Source organism: Thiohalocapsa sp., assembly GCF_019695415.1.
Classification (GTDB): domain Bacteria; phylum Pseudomonadota; class Gammaproteobacteria; order Chromatiales; family Chromatiaceae; genus Thiohalocapsa.
Genome location: NZ_JAIFKJ010000295.1, coordinates 1 through 5,360, shown reverse-complemented (window position 1 = coordinate 5,360; position 5,360 = coordinate 1). Strand labels below are relative to the sequence as shown.

Here is a 5,360-nt window from a genome sequence, read left to right as displayed (position 1 = left end):
CGCCAGACACCACACATCCACCCGAGCAGCCCCGGCCTGCCGCAGCACTTTCGCCATCTCACGGACGGTGCTGCCGGTGGTCACCACGTCGTCTAACACCGCCACATGTGCCCCATCAAGCCGTCGTGTCGCCCGAAAGGCCCCGCGCAGATTTGTCTTCCGGGCCTTGGCCTCCAAGTCCGCCTGGGGCGGAGTCGAGCGCACGCGCTCGCAGCCCCCCGCCAGCACCGGCAGCGCCAGCTGGCGGCCGACGATGCGCGCCAGCTCGAGGGCCTGATCATAGCCGCGCTCGCGCCGGCGGCGAGCCTGCAGCGGCACCGGCACGATCGCCGCCGGCCGATCACCCTCGGGCGACGCTACCGACGCCGCCAATGACTCCGCCAGCAATAGGCCCATCAGCCGCAGCGTGTTGAGCCGGCCGCCGAACTTGAGTCCGCCCACCAGTGCCGGCACGGGCTGTTCGTAGCGAAACGCGGCATGGCGCGCGCGCGAAGGGCGGTGGTTTGCGTCGGCAGGGTCCGCACAGGGGACCGTCCGTGTCCGTGGGCGCTGATGGCAGCGCCGGCAGCGGCAGCGCACAGCGTACGCAGGCAGGGCCGAGGTCGGGCAGCTCCTGGCGGCACCCCCAGCAGAGGTCGAGGTCGTCGTCGCCGGGTGCCCCGCAGAGGACGCAGGTCGGTGGGAACAACAGCCCGAATAGACCGGCGGGCCGCGTGTACAATGGCAGGCGCGTCGTCGGCATAATGCTAAGCGCAGCGACCCAGCGTGCGCGCGATGAGACGGTGTCGAAATCGCTCTCATTGTGCCCGATCCGCTCACTCGGGAACCAGCGATGCGAGCCGAACGAAGTCTCCGTGGTCAACCGATGCCGTCCACTTTGGTTGACAGCCCCGCCCATGCACGGGACGATGGCCGTTTAGTCACTGTGCTCCGAAAGCCGCACGCCCAAGCCCGCCCATGCCCGATTTCACGCCAGAGCCTGCCTCCAAGTTCCCGCAAAGCACCGCCGGCGCCGTCGTCCGCCATGACTGGACCACCGAGCAGGCCGAGGTCCTCCTCGGGCAGCCCTTCAACGACCTGCTCTTCGCGGCCCAGACCGCCCATCGCGCGTATTTCGACGCCAACCGCATCCAGCTCAGCACGCTGTTGAGTATTAAGACCGGCGGCTGCCCGGAGGACTGCGGCTATTGCTCCCAGAGCGCCCACCACGAGACCGCGCTGACTCGCGAGCGCCTGCTGCCCCTGGACGAGGTACTCGACGCCGCCCGCCGCGCCCGCACTGCCGGCGCAACCCGCTTCTGCATGGGGGCCGCGTGGCGTAACCCGACGGACAAGCACCTGGACACCGTGCTGGCGATGGTCGAAGGTGTGAAGGGGCTCGGCATGGAGACCTGCGTGACCCTGGGCATGCTCACAGCCGAGCAGGCCGGACGGCTCAAGGACGCCGGGCTCGACTACTACAACCACAACCTGGACACCTCGCCGGAGTTCTACGGCCAGGTCATCTCCACCCGTACCTATCGCGACCGACTCGAGACCCTGGAGCACGTGCGCGCGGCGGGCCTCAAGACCTGCTCCGGGGGCATTCTCGGCATGGGCGAGGGGCGCCGCGATCGCGCCTCCATGCTCTGCCAGCTCGCGAATCTGCCCGCACATCCCGAGTCGGTGCCGATCAACCTCCTGGTGCAGGTGGAGGGCACGCCGCTGTTCGGCACCGACCAGCTGGACCCCTTCGAGCTGGTGCGCACCATCGCCGCCGCGCGGGTCATGATGCCGGCGAGCTACGTGCGCCTCTCCGCCGGGCGCGACGACATGAGCGATGAGCTGCAGGCCCTGTGCTTCGTTGCTGGGGCCAACTCCGTGTTCTACGGTGAGCGGCTGCTCACCACGCCCAACGCAGGCGCCGAGCGGGACCGCGCCCTGTTCGCACGCCTCGGCCTCAGCTTCGAGGCCGCTGCGCTCCCCGATCGCGCCGAGCCGGGGCCCTGCCACCGGCATACCGATACAGCCCGACCGGATGCATCCGCCGCGGGCTGAGTCGCGGAACCCCGCGTCTAAGGCAGCGACGGTTTATTGGCGCCTCCCGTGCGGGGCAGGATGCCCAATAAATCAGCATCTCCCAAAGGAAGCGCCAATTGATTGGCGCTTCCGGTGCGGGGCAGGACGCCCCGCCATTTTCGGCGACGTAAGTCGCTGAAAATGAAGGAGCCGGGAAACCGCGTTTTCCGGCTCCGTCTGATTTTTGGGCAGGATGCCCAATAAATCAGCATCTCCTTAAGCCCATCGAACAGTCCTGAGCCGGCCCGGCCGGCAGCGTCATGACGACAGCCCGCATCGCCGACACTCCCGCCGTCAGCGACCACCCCGACGGCCGCCACAAGGCCGCCGTCTCAACACGCCGCGACGACCACGCGCTGGCGCAGGAGCTGAAGCGGCTGCGCCGGGACAACCTCTACCGCGCCCGCCGCACGCTGGAAGGTCCGCAGGGCGTCCGGCCCATCGTCGACGGCCGGTCCATGCTGTCCTTTTGCAGCAACGATTACCTCGGGCTTGCCGCCCATCCGGGGCTGGCAGAGGCCCTACGCGACGGCGTCAGCCGCTACGGCGTCGGCAGTGGTGCGGCGCATCTGATCACGGGCCACAGCGAGGCCCACCGACGGTTGGAGGAGGCCCTTGCAGACTTCACCGGCCGGCCGCGGGCGCTGTTGTTCTCCACCGGCTACATGGCCAACCTCGGGGTTCTCAGCGCCCTGTGCGACCGTGGCGAGCAGGTTTATGCAGACCGGCTCAACCATGCATCCCTCAATGACGGTGCCCGGCTCGCCGGCGCACGGCTGAAGCGCTATCCGCATGCAGACGTGGCGGCGCTCGGGCGCATGCTCGGCAGCGGCGACGCGGCCATGCTCGTCACCGACGGCGTCTTCAGCATGGACGGCGACCTGGCGCCGCTGCCGGCGCTGGCGGAGGTCGCCGCCCGGCATGGCGCCCGCCTCATGGTGGACGACGCCCACGGGCTCGGCATTCTCGGTCGAAACGGCCGCGGCACCCTCGACCTGCTCGGGCAGGATTTGCAACAGGTGCCTGTGCTGGTGGGCACCCTGGGCAAGGCCTTCGGCACCTTTGGTGCCTTCGTCGCCGGCAGCGAAGTGCTCATCGAAACCCTGATTCAGCGCGCCCGCAGCTATATCTACACCACGGCGCTGCCGCCGGCGGTGGCCCATGCGACCGTCACTGCGCTGGAGATGGCCGTGCACGAGGACTGGCGCCGCGAGCAGCTGCGGGCCCTCATCGAGCGCTTCCGCGACGGCGCCGCGGCGCTCGGCCTGCCGCTGATGCCGTCTCAGACGCCGATTCAGCCGCTCTTGGCTGGGGATGCGCGGACGGCGCTGGAGTGGAGCAGCTTCCTGGAAGCGCGGGGCGTGCTGGTGACAGCCATCCGCCCGCCCACCGTGCCCAAGGGCGCCGCGCGCCTGCGCATCACCCTGTCAGCGGCGCACAGCGAGCAGGATGTGGATCAGCTCTTGGAACTGCTGGCGCAGCTGCCGCAGCGGGAAGAACAAGGGCGCGGGCCTGCGAGCGCACGGCACCCAAACAGCATCGAGGCCAGCCAATGAGCGCCGCGCCGCCTGACAAATCGCCCCTGGTGCTGGTGCACGGCTGGGGTATGAACGCCGGTGTCTGGGCCGGGCTGCCGTCGGCGCTCACGGAGCGCTTCGAGCCGGTGGCGCTGAACTTGCCGGGGCACGGGGGTGCACCCTTCTCCTCTGACCAGTGGTCCTTGGACCACTGGGCCGGCGCCTGCCTGGAGCAGGCCGCGCTGCGCCTCGGGGACGCCGCACAACCCCCTGCGGTCTGGCTGGGCTGGTCCCTTGGCGGTCTGGTTGCGCTGCAGGCGGCGCGGCTCGCCCCGGAGCGCATCGGCGCCCTGGTGCTCGTCACAGCGACCCCCCGCTTCGTGCAGGCGGTGGATTGGCAGGTGGCCGTACCGGAGGGCACGCTCGGGCAATTCCATGACGGTTTGCTGGCGGACCCCGCCGGCACCTTGGAACGCTTCCTGGCCTTGCAGGTCCGAGGCTCAGAGGACGCGCGTGCGCTGTTGCGCCGGCTGCGTGCCGGCATGGCCGAGCAGCCGGCGCCCGACCCGGCGGCGCTGGCGCAAGGCTTGGAGTTGCTGCGGGAGGAAGACCTGCGCGGCCCGCTACCCGACATCCGCCCGCCGGCGCTCTGGCTCTTCGGCGAGCGCGACACCTTGGTGCCGGCCGCCGCGGCGCAGCGTGTAGCGCTGCTCATGCCGGAGGCGCACGTGCGGGTCCTGCCGGGTGCTGCACACGCACCCTGGCTCTCCCACGGGCCGCAGACGGCGGCCGCGATCACCGAGTTTCTGGATGTAATCGGCCTGTAACGGCTGCAAACCACCAATGAACGTCATAGACAAGGCCGCCGCCCGCCGCGCTTTCGACGCCGCCGCCGATACCTACGACGCCGTCGCCGTGCTGCAGCGCGAGATCGGCAACCGCATGCTGGAGCGACTCGACTACATACGGCTGGCACCCAAGCGGGTGTTGGATCTCGGCTGCGGTACCGGCAAGGCGCTGGACGCGCTCGCCCGGCGCTATCGCCGCGCCGAGCTCATCGCCCTGGACTTCGCCCCCGGCATGCTCGCCCGCGCCCGCCGCCGCGGCCACTGGCTGAATCGCCCGCGGGTCATCTGCGCCGACGCCGAGCAGGTGCCGCTCGCGGACGACTCCGTCGACCTGATCTTCTCCAACGCGACCCTGCAATGGGTCAACGATCTGGATGCCAGCTTCCGCGAGCTCTTGCGGGTGCTGCGCCCGGGCGGGCTACTGCTGTTCAGCACCTTCGGCCCGGATACACTCAGGGAGCTGCGCGCCGCCTGGGCAGCGGCGGATCAGGGCGAGCATGTGAGCCCCTTCCTCGACATGCACGACATCGGCGACGCGCTGGTGCGCGCGCGCTTTGCGGACCCGGTGATGGACGTGGAGCGCATGACCCTCACCTACGCGACACTGCACGATCTGATGCGCGACCTGAAGCAGCTTGGTGCGCACAACGCGCTCGCCGGCCGCTCGCGCGGGCTCACGGGCCGTCGTCGCCTTGCGGCACTGGCCGACGCCTACGAGCGCGAGCGTCGTGACGGCCGACTGCCAGCCACCTACGAGGTCGTCCATGGCCACGCCTGGGTCACGGCCAAGGCGCAGCGCCAGTTCGCCCCGGACGCCGGCATCGCTATACCGCCGGATGCCGTCGCCGGACGGCAGCGCGGCCCCAGGCGGGTGGCCGGGGGGCGGGTTCTTATACACCATTTCCAGCCCACCAGCCACCCGAACCACACCGTTGCC

At 70.0% G+C, this 5,360-nt stretch carries 6 protein-coding genes; 4 read left to right on the top strand and 2 right to left on the bottom strand.

The window, feature by feature from the left end; all coding sequences use genetic code 11:
* Positions 1-453, bottom strand: a 453-nt coding sequence (locus tag I6U14_RS18275; protein WP_367115648.1) for a ComF family protein, incomplete at its 3' end; no start/stop codon positions are given.
* Positions 341-742, bottom strand: a complete 402-nt coding sequence (locus I6U14_RS18270; RefSeq protein WP_367115647.1) for a double zinc ribbon domain-containing protein — start codon at positions 740-742, stop codon at positions 341-343. The genes I6U14_RS18270 and I6U14_RS18275, both read right to left, overlap by 113 nt.
* Before the next feature lie 215 nt (positions 743-957).
* Here I6U14_RS18270 and bioB point away from each other — a divergent pair, with 215 nt between their 5' ends.
* The 4 genes from bioB to bioC all read left to right on the top strand — a co-directional run.
* Positions 958-2,037 carry a biotin synthase BioB gene (bioB, locus tag I6U14_RS08605; RefSeq protein WP_296898488.1) on the top strand — a complete coding sequence of 360 codons (1,080 nt, stop codon included), beginning with the start codon at positions 958-960 and terminating at the stop codon, positions 2,035-2,037.
* A 281-nt stretch (positions 2,038-2,318) separates the two neighbouring features.
* Positions 2,319-3,614: an 8-amino-7-oxononanoate synthase gene (gene bioF / locus I6U14_RS08600; RefSeq protein WP_296898486.1), complete on the top strand. Its 1,296-nt coding sequence runs from the start codon at positions 2,319-2,321 to the stop codon at positions 3,612-3,614.
* Entirely contained in the window at positions 3,611-4,402 is a 792-nt protein-coding gene (bioH, locus tag I6U14_RS08595) for a pimeloyl-ACP methyl ester esterase BioH (RefSeq protein WP_296898485.1), read from the top strand. Before bioF ends, bioH begins: the two co-directional genes overlap by 4 nt.
* Before the next feature lie 16 nt (positions 4,403-4,418).
* On the top strand, positions 4,419-5,360 hold a 942-nt coding region (gene bioC / locus I6U14_RS08590), incomplete at its 3' end, for a malonyl-ACP O-methyltransferase BioC (protein WP_296898483.1).